Genomic DNA, 14917 nt, shown 5'->3' on the forward strand with positions numbered 1-14917 from the left:
CATCGATTCGAGCATCGCCCTCGACCGCACCCGGTTCTTCATCGACGGCGCCTGGACCGAGCCGAAGGGCACCGAAACCCACCTCGCGCTGGAAGCCGCCACCGAGAAACCGCTCGGCCGCGCCGCGCTGGGTTCCGCCGCTGACATCGACGCTGCCGTCCGAGCCGCCCGCCGCGCGCTGGACGAGGGACCGTGGGGCCGGACCACCGCGGCGGAACGCGCGGCGACGATGCGCCGGTTCGCCGCAGCGCTGGCCGCTCGCGCCGCCGAGACGGCCACGCTCGTCAGCCGGGAGAACGGCATGCCGATCGGGCTGTCGAACGCCTTCAACGGCGACGCGCCGGCCGGGCTGCTGAACATGTATGCCGACCAGATCGAGGCGACGCAACTGGAGGAAATCCGGCCGAGCGCGTCCGGATCGACGGTCGTGCGCCGCGCGCCCGTAGGTGTCGTCGCGGCGATCACGCCGTGGAACTACCCGCAGGTGCTCGCGATGATGAAGATCGCCCCGGCACTGGCCGCGGGCTGCACCGTGGTGCTCAAGCCGTCGCCGGAAACCGCGCTCGACGGGTACGTTTTCGCCGACGCCGCCGCGGAAGCCGGGCTGCCGCCGGGCGTGCTCAACATCGTGGTCGCCGGTCGCGAAGCCGGTGCCTCGCTGGTGTCCCACCCGCTGGTGGACAAGGTCGCGTTCACCGGATCCACCGCCGCGGGCCGGACCATCGGCGCGGAATGCGGGCGGCTGATCCGCCGGTGCACGCTGGAACTGGGCGGGAAGTCGGCGGCCATCGTGCTCGACGACGCGGACCTCGACACCTTCGTCGCCGGTCTCGACAACGCCTGCTTCCAGAACAACGGCCAGACCTGCACCGTCCAGTCCCGGATTCTCGCCCCGCGCTCGCGCTACGCCGAGGTGGTCGACGCGGTCGCGCAGTACGCGCGCGAAATGGTGCTGGGCGATCCGCTCGACCCGGCCGTCACGTGCGGTCCGATGGCCAGCAAGGCGCAGCTCGAAAGGGTCCTCGGCTACCTCGAACTGGGTCGCGCCTCCGACGCCCGGCTGGTGGCGGGCGGCGGCCGTCCCGCCGCGCTGTCCCGCGGCTGGTTCGTGGAGCCGACGGTGTTCGCCGACGTGGACAACCGCGAGCGGATCGCGCAGGAGGAGATCTTCGGCCCGGTCGTCACCATCACCTCCTACGAGGACGAGGACGACGCGGTCCGCCTCGCCAACGACAGCGAATACGGGCTCGGCGGCTCGGTCTGGACCGCCGACGAAGACCGCGGCCTCGCCCTCGCCCGCCGCGTGCGGACCGGGACCATCGGCCTCAACTACTACCTCCAGGACCTCGGCGCGCCGTTCGGCGGGATGAAGGGCAGCGGCGTCGGCCGCGAACTCGGGCCCGAGGCGCTCGACAGCTATCTGGAATTCCAGTCCGTCTACGCCAGCGCCGCCCAGCTCTGACCCAGCGCCGCCCCGGGGCCGCACCGTGCGGCCCCGGGGACCGACCGCGGAGGAGAAGACCCGTGCCCCCTGTTCGACGCCTGCGCTCTGTCGCGCTCGCCCTCGCGCTCGTCCTGCCCCTGACTGCTGTCCCGGACGCTGCCGCCGCCACCCGCTACCGGGTCCAGCGGCTGGTCAGCGGCACCACGCTGCACTCGCCGAACGGCATCGCCCTCGCCCCGAACGGCGACCTGCTCACCGCCAGTCTCGCCAGCGAAACCATTTCCGCGGTGGACCCGCGCACCGGGCGGAACCACACCCTCGTCGGCCCGCGCGACGGCCGTTCCGACGACCTCGCGGTGGCCCCCTCCGGCGAAATCCTGTGGACCGACCCGGTCGGCGGCGTGGTGAAAGGCCGCGCGCCGGACGGCCGGATCCGCACCGTCGCCCGCGACCTGCCCGGCGTCAACTCCATCGCGTTCGACCGGTCCGGCAAACACCTGTACGTCGGGCAGCTGACCTTCGCCGACGCGCTGTGGGAGATCGACCTCGCCGGCCAGGCCGCGCCCCGCCTCGTCGTGCGCGATCCGGGCGGGCTCAACGCGTTCGCCTTCGGCCCGGACGGCATGATCTACGCGCCGCGATCGAAATACGGGGAAGTAGCCCGGGTCGATCCGCGAACCGGAGCGATTTCGGTGCTGGCCCAAGGATTCCGGCAGCCGGTGTCCGTGCGTTTCGATCCGCGGAACCGCCTCTACGCGCTCGACGGCGCGACCGGTCAGCTGGCCCGGATCGACCCGGACGGCGCCAAGCACACCGTGGCGATGCTGCCCGCCGCGGACGACAACATGATCATCGACTCCAGCGGGCGCGCCTATGTCAGCAACATGGCCGACAGTTCCGTCTCCCGAGTGGACCTGAACACCGGCGTTGTCACGGTCATTACGTCCAGCCGACTGGCTTTCCCCGCCGATCTCGCCTCCGACGGGCGGACGCTCTACATCGCGGACGCGACCGCGCTGCGCACCGTGGACCCGCGCACCGGTGCGGTCGGCGAAATCCAGCGTCGGCTGTCGTCCTCGCTGGAGTTTCCGTCCGGGATCAGCGTCACCGCAGGCCATTTCGTGCTCACCTCGGAACTGATCGGGTCCGTCCAGGTGATGGACCGCCGCACTGGGAAGGTCGTCCGAGAGGTGCACGGCCTCGACAATCCCGCGGATGCCGTCGAACTGTCCGACGGCAGCCTGGTGGTTTCCGAACCCGCGAAGGGAAGGCTGCTTCGCGTCGTCGGCGAGGACGTCCGTCCGCTGGCGGGAAACCTCGGCGCACCAACAGGTCTTGCGGCCACGAAGCGTGGGACAGTTCTGGTCGCCGATGCTCGCGGCCGTCTCCTCGAGGTCGAACCCGCCTCGGGAAAGGTTCTCGCACGAGCTGCCGGACTCGGCGGGCTGCGGGCCGTCGCGGTCCGGCCGGACGGAACGGCCGTCGTCCTCGACGCCACCGGTCACCGCGTGCTTTCGGTGAACCGGCAAGGAAAAACCGAGGTGCTGGCGACCGGGCTCGACGTCGGCTACCTGGACGTCCCGTACGCCCGTTCCGGCGGTCTCGCGCTCGGCTCCGACGGGACTGTCTACGTCGCCGCGGACCGGCACAACGCCGTCGACGCGATCCGGAAGACCCGCGGATGACCGCACGGGAGTTCCGGTTCGGCGTCAACCTGCTCACGCCGTCCTCGCGCGCGGAATGGCAGGCGCGGTGCCGTGAAGCCGAAGACCTCGGCTACGACGTCATCGCGGTCGCCGACCACCTGGGCATGCCAGCGCCGTTGCCCGCGCTTGTTTCGGCGGCCGAAGCCACCACCCGGCCGCAGCTCGCGGTGTTCGTGCTCAACTCCGGGTTCTACAACGCGGTGCTGCTGGCCCGCGACCTCGCCGGAACGGACGCGCTGCTCGACGGACGCCTCGAGGTCGCGCTCGGAACCGGCTACGTCAAAGCGGAATTCGACCGTGCCGGGATTCCGTGGCGCAGCGCGTCCGAACGGGTCGACCACCTCGAGCGCACCGTGCTGGAGGTGGGGCGGCTCCTCGCGGACCCGGACCACCGTCCGAGCCCGGTCCGGCGGCCGCCGTTGTGCGTAGCGGGCAACGGCGACCGGGTCCTGCGGATCGCCGCTGAACATGCCGACATCGTCGCGTTCAGCGGGGCCGCACCCGGGCAACGCCCCGGCATGCTCCGGTTCCTCGGCGCGGACGCGCTCGCCGCTCGCGTGGACCACGTGCGGCAAGCGGCCCCGCACCGCTTCGCGGACCTCGAACTGAACCTGCTGATCCACGCCGTCGCCCTCGACGGCGACCGCCAGTCCGCGGTCGACCGGCTGCCCCGGTTCGAGGCGCAACCGATCGACTTGGCGCAGGTGCCCACTGTCCTTTCCGGACCTCCGGCGGAGATCGCGGAAACCCTTCACCAGCACCGGAAGACGTTCGGCGTCAGCTACGTCACGGTGCCCGAACCGACGATGCGCGATTTCGCTCGCGTCATCGCCGCGATGAGGAGCTGACCCCTGATGGCTCGTTTGGCCCGGACCGCGGGTTTGTCCGATGTGCAGCAGGAGATTCTGTCCACGGTGCGTTCGTTCGTGGACAAGGAGATCATCCCGCATGCGCAGGCGCTGGAGCACGCGGACGAGTATCCGGCGGAGATCGTCGAGGGCATGAAGGAAATGGGCCTGTTCGGGCTCACCATTCCGGAGGAGTACGGCGGCCTGGGCGAGTCGCTGCTCACCTACGCCTTGGTGGTGGAGGAGATCGCGCGCGGCTGGATGAGCGTGTCCGGGGTGATCAACACGCATTTCATCGTGGCGCACATGATCAAGCAGCATGGGACGCCGGAGCAGAAGCAGCATTTCCTGCCCCGGATGGCGACCGGCGAGGTCCGCGGCAGCTTCTCGATGTCGGAGCCGGACCTCGGGTCGGATGTGGCGGCGATCAAGACCCGGGCTAAGCGCGAGGGCGACGACTACGTGATCGACGGCGCGAAGATGTGGCTGACCAACGGCGGCTCCTCCAACCTGATCGCGCTGCTGGTGAAGACCGACGAGGGCGCGGAGAAGGCGCACCAGAACCTGACGACGTTCCTGGTGGAGAAGCCCTCCGGGTTCGGCGAGGTGCTTCCGGGGCTGACGATCCCGGGCAAGATCGACAAAATGGGCTACAAGGGCGTCGACACCACCGAAGCGGTGTTCGACGGCTTCACGATCGGCGCGGACAAAGTGTTGGGGGAGGCTCCGGGCAAGGGTTTCTCGTACATGATGGACGGGGTCGAGGTCGGCCGGGTGAACGTGGCCGCGCGGGCGTGCGGGATCGCGATCCGGTCGTTCGAGCTGGCGATCGCGTATTCGCAGCAGCGGTCGACGTTCGGCAAGCCGATCGCGCAGCACCAGGCGATCGCGTTCAAGCTGGCGGAGATGGCGACGAAGGTCGAGGCCGCGCACCTGATGATGGTGAACGCGGCCCGGTTGAAGGATTCTGGCGCCCGCAACGACGTCGAGGCGGGGATGGCGAAGCTGATCGCCAGCGAGTACTGCGCCGAGGTGACCCAGGAAGCGTTCCGGATCCACGGCGGCTACGGCTACTCGAAGGAATACGAGATCGAGCGCCTGATGCGCGAAGCCCCGTTCCTGCTGATCGGCGAGGGCACCAGCGAAATCCAGAAAACCATCATCAGCCGCGGCCTCCTCCGCGAATATCAGGCCTGACGCGGGGCAAGCACCACGACCGGAATCTCGCGTTCCGTCCAGTCCTGGTACTTCGCGAAATCCGCGTACAGCTCGACCAGCCGCGGCCAGAGTTCGCGTCGTTCGTCCGGCGACGCGACTCTTGCCGTGACCGGGACGTCGCGGCGGCCCTTGAGATGCACGCGGGTTTCCGGTTCCGCGCGCAGATTGAAGTACCACTGCGGATGTTTCGGCAGCCCGCCCTGGGAGGCGACGACGACCAGGTCGTCGCCGGAACGCAGGTACAGCAGCGGCGTGGTGAACCGCCGCCCGGACTTGCGGCCGCGGTGGTCCAGCAGCAGCGTCGGCACGGGCTTGCGGAAACCCGCGCCGACGCGCCAGTTGTGGCCGACCCGGCCGTTGGTCAGGGTGAAGACTTTGACCTGGATCCGGGACATGTATTTCATGAGCGCCGCTGTCACCGGCGAGTCCAGGCCTTTCGGCGCCTGTGCGGGAAGGGAAAAGCGGCCCATCGTGACCTCCTGGCGGGCGAACGCGTCAGCGGGCGGTCGATCCGGCGAGCGGCATCGGGTCCAGCCCGAGTTTGCGGTGGTCCCAGGACCGGACCCGCTCCACGTCGACGCGGATCGCGACCCGTTTGCGGAGCATGAATTCCACCATCGGCTTCACCTCGTCGGTGTACTCGCCGTGGTATCGCTCCCACACGTTGACCCCGACCGCCCAAAGCGCGTCCGGATCGTCGACGACCTCGGCGCGCCCTTCGAGCGAGACGCCGCGCAGGACGTCGTAGGTCAGGCCGTCCTCGATCAGCACGGTGACGCGCGGGTCGCGGCGGAGGTTGACTGCCTTCTGCGCCTTGGCTTTCGTCTCGAACCACAGCCCGCCGTCGATGACCGCGTACCACATCGCGACCGCGTGCGGATGCCCGTCGGGGCCGAGCGACACCAGCGTCGCGGTGCGCTGCGAGGCGAGGTACGCCGACACCTCCTCGGGGGTCATTTCGATCTGCGCTCGCTGGTTGGTTCCCATCGGTTCCTCACTTCCTGCGGCGGGCCCCGGGCGGGCCGGCGAGTATCGAGGTGACGACGTCGACGAGGTCGCCGACGATCTGGCCGGTGGTCCAGTCCGCCGCGTCCGGCCCGTGCAGGCGGCGGGTGCGGCTGACGTCGCCGAGGACGTTCAGCGTCACGGTCATCGCTTGGGACAGCCGGAAATCGAGCGTGCGGCGGGGGACTCCGGGGCACAGCCGGTCCAGTTGTGCGACGAACGCGGCGTTGCGCTCGAAGAACGACTCGGCGACCGCGTCCAGCCCGTCGCCGCCGGTCGCCAGCAGCCGGCCGACCAGCCGGATCCAGCATTCGCCGCCCGATTCGAGCACCGCGACCACCGGCTGCACGAACGCGCGCGCCAATTCGCGTGCGGTGGCGTCTTTTCCGGGGGACTCCCGCAGCACCGCGTTCCGCTCGCCGGTCACCTGGTCGAGCCGGCTGCGCAGGACCGCGTCGAGCAGGCCTTCCTGGGAACCGAAGTGGTAGTGGATCGCCGCGACGTTCGTCCGCGCCTCCTGCATCACGGTCCGCAGCGACACCGCGCCGACGCCGTGCTCGGCGAAAAGCCGTTCCGCGGCGGCGATCAGGCGCTGCTCGGTCGCCTCCCCGCGAGCGGGGATCCGCGCGGCTTCGGTGCCCATGCCGCGGACTCTATCAGCCGTTTCAATCACGTGATAGAGGCTGCGGCGAGGGTCAGAGCCGGTCGTACAGGTCGGCCAGCCGGGTGAGCACCGTGCCCGCGGCGTCGATCGCCTGCTCGTCGAGGTCTTCGGTCAGCTCGCGCAATCCGGCGGCGAGGACCTGCTCGCGCTCCTCGTGCCGGCGGCGGCCCGCGTCGGTCAACGCGACGATCGACGTGCGGCGGTCCCCGGAGGCGGCCCGTTCGCGCGTGACGTAACCGGCGTTGGCCAGGCCGTTGACCAGCTGGGTGACCGCCGCCCCCGTCGTTTCGACGTGCCCGGCGAGCTGGTTGACCGTCATCGGCCCGTGTTCGGCCAGGCTCTTGAGCGCGCGGGCGTGCGCGAGCGAAAGGGCTTCGGCGCTGCGGGTCGCGCGGCCGCGCAGCCGGGAATCGGCCGCGCTGAGCCGGTAAGCGGCTCGTGCCAGCCGGGTGATCGCCTCGTCGCCCATCGGGTCTTCTCTCCTGTGGTGCCCGCCGCATTCCTTGCCGCGCGGAGTCTAGCCGTGGCACATTAGCTAAGTACTTAGTTATTTGAGGAGGCGAGCATGACGACACGTTCGGCCGGGCAGAGCTGGGCCCTGGACATCGCGCTGGCGCAGGGCGGCTTCGACGCGCTGCACCCGGAAGGCAAGGGCACGCTCGAACAGCTCGGGCACGATCACGCCGACTTCGACAAGGTGTTCGCGATGGTCCGCGCCGGAGCGATGCTGCCGAAGGCGTGGGCCGTCGTCGCGGGACAGGCGGAGGAGCGGGCCGCGCACCACGAGCGGCTGGGCTACCGCCGGACGGCGTCGGACCTGTACCTGCGGGCGGCGGTGATGTACGGCCGCGCGCAGTACTCGATCTTCGACTCCGCCGACGGACGCAAGGCGAAGTTCCGCGAACGCTGCGATTCGTGCGTGGCGCGGCTGGGAGAGCTTCGGGGCAACACGGTCCGCCGGGTCGAGCTGGACTTCGAGGGCGGCAAGATCTTCGCCCTCCTGCACCTGCCGGCACAGCCGGTTTCCGGTGCTCCGGCGGTGATTCTCGGCCCCGGCATGGACATGATCAAGGAGGACTACATCTTCGCGGCCGAGCGCTACTACACCTCGCGCGGAGTCGTGGCGCTGTCCATCGAAGGACCGGGACAGGGGGAGACGCGGGCGCGCGGGCTGACCGTGACCCTGGACAACTACGAGCGCGCCCTCGAAACCTATGCCGCGTACCTCGCCGGTCTGTCCGAAGTGGACGAAAACCGGATCGGCATGTTCGGCATCAGCATGAGCGGGTACTGGGCCCTGCGCGCCGCGGCGACGCCCGGCACCCGCCTGCGCGCGGTCGCCGCGTTCGAGGCGGTGTCCGGCGATTTCGAGACGATTTTCGAGCGGGCGCAGCCGAGTTTCAAGAACAACTACCTGTACATGGCGGGCTACACCGACGAAGCGGCGTTCGACCGCGACCTGAAGGAGAAGATGCCGCTCGGCGACCTCGTGACCAGTATTCGTTGCCCGGTGCTGCTCGGCATCGGCGAATTCGACGAGCTGACGCCGGTGGAAAGCGCGCTCGAGACCTACGAAAAGATCCGTGCGCCCAAGGAAATGCGGGTTTACGAGGACGAATTCCACCCGCTGGGCGGCACGGCAGCGGAGGTCTTCGCCTTCGGCGCGGAGTGGCTGACGCGCGGTCTCGACGGGGAGTTCGACACGCTCGGGCGGGACGAGCGGTTCTTCGTCCACCGCGACGGCCGCACGACCGAGGGGACGGCGGACCCGCGTTGGTGGCTCGGGGCGACTCCGGTCGGTTTGGCGAAGGCCCGGAGCTGAGCGGTTCGAGCGCTGGGGTCGGCGCTCGAGCCGGGGCTTTCATGGAGTGAGGACGGTCTTGCCGACGAGTCGTCCTGAGGTTGCTTCTTCGTGCACCGCGGGGAGATCGGCGAGCGGCCGCCGGTCGGCGACGGTGATCCGCAACGTCCCCGCGTCGACGTGCCCGGGCGGGGCGAGCGGTTCTTCGTCCACCGCGACGGCCGCACGACCGAGGGGACGGCGGACCCGCGTTGGTGGCTCGGGGCGACTCCGGCCGGTTTGGCGAAGGCCCGGAGCTAAGCGGTTCGAGCGCTGAAGCCAGCGCTCGAACCGGGGCTTTCAGGGAGTGAGGACGGTCTTGCCGACAAGCTGTCCCGAGGCTGCTTCTTCGTGCACAGCCGGGAGATCGGCGAGCGGCCGCCGGTCGGCGACGGTGATCCGCAACGTCCCCGCGTCGACGCGCTCGACGAGTTCGGCCAGTTGCTCGGCGTTGCTGACGACGAACACCCGCGCCGTCCGGATGCCGCGTCCGGGATTTTCCGGCGGGGGAGTGGTGGTGCTGACCAGCGCTCCGCCGTCGGCGACCAGGCCGGCGAGCGCCGCGGTCTCCTCCGGGGTGGTGGGCACGAGGTTGAGCACGACGTCGAACGGCGCTCCGTCGACGGCGCCGGAAGTGAAGTCGAGGTGCCCCATGATCCGGTCGGCGCCGTAGTCGCGGAGGCGTTCCGCGGTGCGCGGGCTCGAGGTCGCGGTCACCGTCGCGCCTGCCTGATGGGCGAGTTGAACGGCGAAGCCACCGACCGCTCCGCCTGCGCCGTTGATCAGGATCGTCTGGCCCGCTTGCAGGCGAGCGTCGTCGAAAAGCGCCTGCCAGGCAGTCAATCCGCCGACCGGCAGCGCGGCGGCGTCGGGCAGTTCGACCGTCTTCGGAGCGGCCGCCAGCGCGTCGGCGGGAATGACGGCGTACTCGGCGGCCGCACCGTCGACGTTCATCGGCAGGAAGGCCACGACCGGGTCGCCGACCTGGCGTCCGTCGACCCGGGGACCGAGCTCGGCGATCGTCCCGGCGACCTCGATGCCCGGCACGTGCGGGAAGGTCAAGGGAAACACCTCCTGCAGGCCGCCCGCCCGGATCCCGAGGTCGACGGGGTTGAACGAGGTGGCGGCCACCTGGACGAGCACCTGTCCCTCGCCGGGCGTCGGCCGCTCGGCCTCTTCGAGCGCCAGGACTTCGCTTCCGCCGTAGCGGTGGTAGCGCACTGCCTTCATGACATCCTCCGTAATGTGTTTCGAAGTCGAAGCACCTCTGAGTATGCTTCGATATCGAAGCAAAGTCGCGGAGACGTGAGGACGGCCACAATGATTCGACTTCGAAGCATCTAGACTGGCGGCATGGCGGACGCGCTGGAGCCCAAGCAGCTCAACACCTATTTCGCGCTCATGGAGGCGGTGAGCCTGCTGCAGCACGCCGTCAGTCAGCAGCTGCGGGCCGAGGGCGACCTCAGCTACGTGCAGTTCGAACTGCTCGCCCGGCTCGCCGACTCCGCCGGGCCGCTGACGATGACGGAACTGGCGGACGGCGTCGTCTACAGCCGCAGCGGCCTGACTCACCAGGCGGGCCTGCTCGAAAAGGCGGGCCTGGTCACCCGCGGCCCCAGTGCGGACGACCAGCGGGCCACCGTCGTCGGCATCACCGACGCCGGCCGGGAGCTGGTCGCGAAGGTGCTTCCCGGGCACATCGACGCCGTTCGCCGGTTGCTGTTCGCCCCACTGTCCACTTCGGACCTGGACGCACTGGGCGGCATCATGACCCGCGTCCGCGACCACATGCGCACCGAGCCGCCCCGGTCGGTCTCGACGCGGAGGAGCTCGAAGGGGAACGGCGTCCTCTAACGCGCATTGTCGTTGTTCTTAGACTGGCGGCGTGGAAGACATCGAGGCGATCGCTGTCCTGCAGGACCCGGTCAGACGGCGGCTGTACGACTACGTGGTCTCCCAGGACCACGACGTGAGCCGGAACGAGGCGGCCGAGGGGGCCGGGATCCAGCGCACGCTCGCCGCCTTCCACCTCGACAAACTCGTGGATGCCGGGCTGCTGGAGACGGAAAGCAAGCGGCTGAGCGGACGTTCGGGCCCGGGTGCCGGTCGCCCGGCGAAGCTCTACCGCCGATCCGGAGCCGAACGCCAGTTCTCCGTCCCGGCGCGCGACTACCGCACCGCCGCCGACCTCCTGGCCGAGGTCGCCGAAGTCGCCCGCCTCGACACCGAACTGCAGGCCGCCGCCCGCCGCGAGGGCCGCGCCGCCGCTTGTCCGGTCGAAGACCTCGCCGCCGCGAAGGAACTGCTGGCCGCCCGCGGGTACGAACCGCGTGAGGACGGCGACGTCCTGCGCCTCGTCAACTGCCCGTTCCACGTCCTCTCGCAACGGCATCCCGGGCTGGTGTGCGGCATGAACCTGGCGCTGCTGGAAGGACTGCTCGACGACGCCGAAGGCCTGCGCGCCCGGATGGATCCGCGTCCGGGCCTGTGCTGCGTCGTCGTCGAGCCTTCTAAAAATAATGAGAGTTGACATAGAACGTCCGGCGATGGTGAGGTGAACGAGTGACGGAACATCACCTCGCCCAGCTCAACGTGGGCATCCTCAGACATCCCCTCGAAGACCCCCGGATGCACGGCTTCACGTCGATGCTCGACACGCTGAACGAGGTCGCCGACAACGCGCCCGGCTTCGTATGGCGCCTGGTCGAGGACGGCGGCAACGACGCGACCTCGCTGCGGACCTCGCTCGGCGACGACGTCCTGGTGAACATGTCGGTCTGGGAGAGCCGCGACGCGCTGTGGGACTACGTCTACCGCAGCGGCCACCTGGACATGCTGCGCCGCCGGTCGGAATGGTTCGAACTGCCGAAGGCGCCGTTCCAGGTGCTGTGGTGGGTGCCCGCCGGGCACGTCCCGACGGTCGAGGAGGCCGTCGAGCGGCTGGAACTGCTGCGGGAGAAGGGACCTTCGCCGAGCGCGTTCGGTTTCCGGGACAGCTACCTGCCCGAGGGCGCCGCCTCCGCGCCGTGACGGTTTCCGCGACACGTCCGGTGGGTCGCCGGGACCGGCCCGCGGGATGGCTAGGGTGTCCGGCGTGGCGAACATGTCCCGTTGGTCGGATGAGAATGGCGGCTTGGACTTCGGTCTGCTGGTGCTGCGGCTGATGCTGTCGGTCGCGATGGGGGCGCACGGGCTCACGCAGGTCTTCGGCCTGTTCGGCGGTGCGGGCATGGCACACTTCGAGAACGTGTTGCGCGGCTACGGGTTCAGCCACAACATCGAATTCCTGACCTGGCTGACCGGCATCACCGAAGTCGCCGGCGCGGTCCTGCTGGCGCTGGGCCTGCTGACCCCGCTCGCCGCGGCAGGCCTGCTGGGCGTGGCGATCAGCGCGGTCCGGGTCAAGTGGTCAGGCGGCCTGTTCGGCACCAGCGGCCCGGGATTCGAACTGGAACTGACCCTCGCGGCGATGGCATTGGCATTGCTGCTGACCGGCCCGGGGTGGTACGCCCTGGACCGGCACACGGCATGGCGGCAGAAACCCCTGGGCTTCGCGGTGGGCGGACTGTTCTTGTCGGTATGCGCGGCGATCGGGGCGGGTTCGCTGTTCTGACCGTCGCCAAGTTGGGGGACTCGAACGCAGCGGGCCTGCCGCCGAAGCCGCATTAGGGCCGGAGTGGGCGGTCGCCAGCCCGTCGTCGCACGTCCGCTGGGAGGACGGTCGATCCGGCGCGGCGTTGCTGTTCAGAGATCCCGCAAACCGCCCCCGCTCAACGCATGGCGTTCCCGCCTCCTCGGTGCTATCTTCCTCCCAACCGCTTGCAAACCGCAATCACTCGGGAGGTCCGCCATGCCGGACACCACCTGTCACATGTCGATGTCGCTGGACGGGTTCGTCGCCGGGCCGGCGCAGAGCCGGGAGGACCCGCTCGGCAAGCGGGGGGTGGAGTTGCACGGCTGGCACATCGGCGACCCCCGCGCCACCGACGCCGACAAGACCGCCAGCGAGTGGCTGATGCGGCCCCGGGGTGCGTATGTGATGGGGCGGAACATGTTCGGTCCCGTCCGCGGCGACTGGGACGAGGACTGGTCCGGCTGGTGGGGCGCCGAACCCCCGTATCACGCGCCGGTGTTCGTGTTGACTCATCATGCTCACGAGCCGATCGAGATGGAGGGCGGGACGACCTTCTACTTCGTCACCGACGGGTTCGACGCCGCCTACGCAGCGGCGTGTGAAGCCGCTGGGGACAAGGGCGTCGACATCGCCGGCGGGGCGTCGACGGTTCGGCAGGCGCTGATCGCCGGAGTGATCGACGAGTTCACGCTCGACATCGCGCCCGTGCTGCTCGGGTCGGGCGAGAGCATGTTCGACGGGGTGGAATCCTTCGGTTTCGAGCCCGTCGAGGTGCTGCATTCGCCGCTCACCACCCACATCCGCTATCGCCGCGTCAGCTCGTAGGCACCTCCAGCGTCGCGGCGAGCAGGCTCCGCGTGTACGGATGCGACGGCGCGGCGAGCACCTCGTCAGTCCGTCCTGACTCGACGGCCCGGCCTTCGCTGAGCACGACGACCTCGTCCGAAATGCTGCGCACGACCGCCAGGTTATGCGTCACGAAGATCATCGAGGGGCCGTCGTTCATCAATGAGCGCAGCAATTCCACTACGGACGCTTGCACGGAAACGTCCAAAGCGGACGTCACCTCGTCGCAGATGATCAGCTTCGGCTCGCACACCAGCGCCCGGGCGATCGCGACTCGCTGGCGTTGTCCGCCGGACAGTTCCGCCGGGTAGCGGCCGGCCAGCCGGGCGGGGATCTCGACGCGGTCGAGTGCGGCGCGGGCCCGGCGGCGGCCTTCGCGGGCGGTTACGCCGAAATAGTGCCGCAGGGGGACCAGCAGACCGTCCTCGACCGTCCGATGTGGACTCAGCGAGCCATAGGGGTTCTGGAAAACGTATTGCAGTTCGCGCCGGGTGCGGGAGTCCCGCCGGGCGGCGGCGGGCGGGACTGGCTTGCCTTCGAAGATCACCGAACCCTGCTGCTCGGTGTGCAGCCCGGCCAGGCAGCGCGACATGGTGGTCTTGCCGCTGCCGGATTCGCCGACGACCGCGAGGCATTGGCCGGGCCGCAGGTCGAAGGAGACGTCGAAGACGACCTGCCGTCCGCGGTAGCTGGCGTTCAGGCCGGAGACCGACAACAGCGCCGCTTGGTCCGCGGCAGGTGGGTCCGGCTCGGGCGCGCGCGGCACGCGCCGCGCAGTCCGAGCTACTTCGTCCGCGTGGATGCACCGTGCGAGGGTTCCCGAAGCCGAGCGGGTCAACACCGGATGTGTTGTGCCGCAAGCAGTCGTGGCGTGATCGCAGCGTGGCGCGAAGGCGCACCCGGCACGAGGATCGTCGATACCGGGCGCTCGGCCACGGATGGGGACTAGCCGCTGCCGGTGGGTCGCGGAGGGCACGGCTGCCAGCAGCGCGCGGGTGTAGGGGTGCGCGGCGCGGGTCAGGACCTCGCGGGCGGGACCGTGTTCGACCACCTCGCCGCCGTACATCACCATCACCTGGTCGGCGACGTCGGAAACCACCGCGAGATCGTGCGACACGTAGATCGCCGCCAGGTCGCGGGTCCGGCACAGGTCCCGGACCAGGCCGAGCACGCGCGACTGGGTGGCGACGTCGAGTCCGGTCGTCGGTTCGTCGAGCACGATCAGCCGCGGCCCGGCGGCGACGGCCATCGCGATGGCGACCCGTTGCTGCTGGCCGCCGGACAGTTGACGCGGGCGGCGGCGCAGGAACGCGTCGTCGCCGGGCAGTCCGACGGTGTCCAGCAGCTGTCGTACCTGGGGCAGCAGCTGGCCCGATCCCTCGGTCAGCTGGGTCGAGACACGCAGGGCCGGGTTCAGCGCGGTAGCCGGATCCTGGGGCACGTACGCGACTCTCCGGCCTCGCGCACGACGCAATTCCGCGGCGGGCAAGGAAAGCAGATTCACCCCGTCGACCACGACCTGTCCGCCCGTGATCTTCGCGCCGGACCTGGCGAAGCCCAGCAACGCGAGCGCGAGCGTGCTTTTTCCGGACCCTGACTCGCCGACCACGCCGAGGACCTCGCCCCGGCCGAGTTCGAAGCCGATCTCCCGGACGATGGGATTCCCGGCGGCCTCGACGGTCACCCCCGACACCACGACTTCCTTGCTCACG

17 protein-coding genes are annotated in these 14917 nt (G+C 69.8%); 10 read left to right on the forward strand and 7 right to left on the reverse strand.

The window, feature by feature from the left end:
* Position 1: 1 nt before the first annotated feature.
* From WA670_RS29310 to WA670_RS29325, 4 genes are all read left to right on the forward strand, one after another.
* Positions 2 to 1462, forward strand: a complete 1461-nt coding sequence (locus WA670_RS29310) for an aldehyde dehydrogenase (protein ID WP_442893135.1) — start codon at positions 2 to 4, stop codon at positions 1460 to 1462.
* Between the two features lie 62 nt (positions 1463 to 1524).
* Positions 1525 to 3129, forward strand: a complete 1605-nt coding sequence (locus WA670_RS29315) for a DUF6923 family protein (protein WP_336159469.1) — start codon at positions 1525 to 1527, stop codon at positions 3127 to 3129.
* The gene (locus WA670_RS29320; protein ID WP_336159470.1) at positions 3126 to 3998 is read left to right on the forward strand and encodes a TIGR03621 family F420-dependent LLM class oxidoreductase; all 873 of its coding nucleotides are present in this window, start codon (positions 3126 to 3128) and stop codon (positions 3996 to 3998) included. The genes WA670_RS29315 and WA670_RS29320 overlap by 4 nt, the downstream gene beginning before the upstream one ends.
* Positions 3999 to 4004: 6 nt before the next feature.
* Positions 4005 to 5195, forward strand: coding sequence for an acyl-CoA dehydrogenase family protein (locus tag WA670_RS29325; RefSeq protein WP_336159471.1), 1191 nt, complete (start codon positions 4005 to 4007; stop codon positions 5193 to 5195).
* On the opposite strand, the gene WA670_RS29330 is transcribed toward WA670_RS29325, so the two are convergent.
* Genes WA670_RS29330 through WA670_RS29345 form a run of 4 tightly spaced genes read right to left on the reverse strand, consistent with a single transcriptional unit; the run spans position 5186 to position 7354 of the window.
* Positions 5186 to 5686: a nitroreductase family deazaflavin-dependent oxidoreductase gene (locus tag WA670_RS29330; RefSeq protein ID WP_238606803.1), complete on the reverse strand. Its 501-nt coding sequence runs from the start codon at positions 5684 to 5686 to the stop codon at positions 5186 to 5188. The genes WA670_RS29325 and WA670_RS29330 overlap by 10 nt on opposite strands.
* Before the next feature lie 25 nt (positions 5687 to 5711).
* On the reverse strand, positions 5712 to 6203 hold the full coding sequence (locus tag WA670_RS29335; RefSeq protein WP_336159472.1) for a pyridoxamine 5'-phosphate oxidase family protein: 492 nt from the start codon (positions 6201 to 6203) through the stop codon (positions 5712 to 5714).
* 7 nt (positions 6204 to 6210) lie between these two features.
* Positions 6211 to 6864 (reverse strand): TetR/AcrR family transcriptional regulator, encoded by a 654-nt coding sequence (locus tag WA670_RS29340; RefSeq protein ID WP_275292277.1) that lies wholly within the window; start codon positions 6862 to 6864, stop codon positions 6211 to 6213.
* Positions 6865 to 6916: 52 nt separating this feature from the next.
* Positions 6917 to 7354 (reverse strand): MarR family winged helix-turn-helix transcriptional regulator, encoded by a 438-nt coding sequence (locus WA670_RS29345; protein WP_037820697.1) that lies wholly within the window; start codon positions 7352 to 7354, stop codon positions 6917 to 6919.
* A 96-nt stretch (positions 7355 to 7450) separates the two neighbouring features.
* Here WA670_RS29345 and WA670_RS29350 point away from each other — a divergent pair, with 96 nt between their 5' ends.
* Entirely contained in the window at positions 7451 to 8707 is a 1257-nt protein-coding gene (locus WA670_RS29350; RefSeq protein ID WP_336159473.1) for an alpha/beta hydrolase, read from the forward strand.
* Positions 8708 to 8746: 39 nt separating this feature from the next.
* Here the strand turns inward: WA670_RS29350 and WA670_RS29355 are convergent, their stop codons facing one another.
* On the reverse strand, positions 8747 to 8899 hold the full coding sequence (locus WA670_RS29355; RefSeq protein WP_199818209.1) for a hypothetical protein: 153 nt from the start codon (positions 8897 to 8899) through the stop codon (positions 8747 to 8749).
* Positions 8900 to 9025: 126 nt separating this feature from the next.
* Positions 9026 to 9955 carry an NADP-dependent oxidoreductase gene (locus tag WA670_RS29360; protein WP_336159474.1) on the reverse strand — a complete coding sequence of 310 codons (930 nt, stop codon included), beginning with the start codon at positions 9953 to 9955 and terminating at the stop codon, positions 9026 to 9028.
* Between the two features lie 123 nt (positions 9956 to 10078).
* Here WA670_RS29360 and WA670_RS29365 point away from each other — a divergent pair, with 123 nt between their 5' ends.
* The 5 genes from WA670_RS29365 to WA670_RS29385 all read left to right on the forward strand — a co-directional run bounded on the left by WA670_RS29365 (position 10079) and on the right by WA670_RS29385 (position 13184).
* Positions 10079 to 10579 (forward strand): MarR family winged helix-turn-helix transcriptional regulator, encoded by a 501-nt coding sequence (locus WA670_RS29365; RefSeq protein ID WP_336159475.1) that lies wholly within the window; start codon positions 10079 to 10081, stop codon positions 10577 to 10579.
* Between the two features lie 31 nt (positions 10580 to 10610).
* Positions 10611 to 11255: a helix-turn-helix transcriptional regulator gene (locus WA670_RS29370; protein WP_134730031.1), complete on the forward strand. Its 645-nt coding sequence runs from the start codon at positions 10611 to 10613 to the stop codon at positions 11253 to 11255.
* 32 nt (positions 11256 to 11287) lie between these two features.
* Positions 11288 to 11755, forward strand: coding sequence for a DUF3291 domain-containing protein (locus WA670_RS29375; RefSeq protein ID WP_037820688.1), 468 nt, complete (start codon positions 11288 to 11290; stop codon positions 11753 to 11755).
* 103 nt (positions 11756 to 11858) lie between these two features.
* Complete coding sequence (locus WA670_RS29380; RefSeq protein WP_200864202.1) at positions 11859 to 12338, forward strand: DoxX family membrane protein; 480 nt, start codon at positions 11859 to 11861, stop codon at positions 12336 to 12338.
* 237 nt (positions 12339 to 12575) lie between these two features.
* Positions 12576 to 13184, forward strand: coding sequence for a dihydrofolate reductase family protein (locus WA670_RS29385; RefSeq protein WP_037820686.1), 609 nt, complete (start codon positions 12576 to 12578; stop codon positions 13182 to 13184).
* Here the strand turns inward: WA670_RS29385 and WA670_RS29390 are convergent.
* On the reverse strand, positions 13174 to 14916 hold the full coding sequence (locus WA670_RS29390; RefSeq protein WP_336159476.1) for an ABC transporter ATP-binding protein: 1743 nt from the start codon (positions 14914 to 14916) through the stop codon (positions 13174 to 13176). The two genes, WA670_RS29385 and WA670_RS29390, sit on opposite strands and share 11 nt — an antisense overlap.
* Between the last annotated feature and the right edge of the window lies 1 nt (position 14917).

It is taken from the genome of Amycolatopsis sp. VC5-11, assembly GCF_037034185.1.
Lineage (GTDB): Bacteria > Actinomycetota > Actinomycetes > Mycobacteriales > Pseudonocardiaceae > Amycolatopsis > Amycolatopsis nivea.